We start from the raw sequence: 430 nt of genomic DNA, 5'->3' as shown, positions 1-430 counted from the left end.
CAGAAATCCTGCCAGAAGCCGATCACCTTGGCCGGATAGCGATTCTGCCCGAGGCTGCCGTTGTAGCGCGCGAGCGCCCGGTTGATGTCGCCATTTTCCTTGTTCAGGTAATAGCTGAGGATGGTGCAGCCATAGCGAAGATTGGTGGCGTTGTCGGTGAGGTTGTCTTGCGGTCGACCCAGTTCCGCTTTCCAGAATGGCATCACCTGCATCATGCCCTGCGCGCCAACGCTGGAGATTGCAAATCGGTCGAATAGGCTTTCGGCATGGATCAGCGCCAGCACCAGTTCCGGCTTCAGGCCCGCCTTGCTCGCCTCGCGATGCACCAGCCGGAGCAGCGACAGCCGCTCTTCGGCATCGGGGATGTAGCGCTTGAGTCGGCCGGACATGTCGACCAGCCAGACCTCTGCATCGAAGCGATCCTGGAAGC

General features: G+C 60.5%; 1 protein-coding gene. It reads right to left on the bottom strand.

Annotated features, from left to right (window positions below; genetic code table 11):
* The coding region (locus tag O7A05_RS34220) for a lytic transglycosylase domain-containing protein (protein WP_337097819.1) at positions 1 to 430 on the bottom strand (430 nt) is incomplete at both ends.

Source organism: Mesorhizobium argentiipisi (SeqCode) (assembly GCF_037179585.1).
Classification (GTDB): Bacteria; Pseudomonadota; Alphaproteobacteria; order Rhizobiales; family Rhizobiaceae; genus Mesorhizobium; species Mesorhizobium argentiipisi.
Note: the sequence above shows the minus strand (reverse complement) of the source record. Positions and strands in the feature narration are given on the sequence as shown.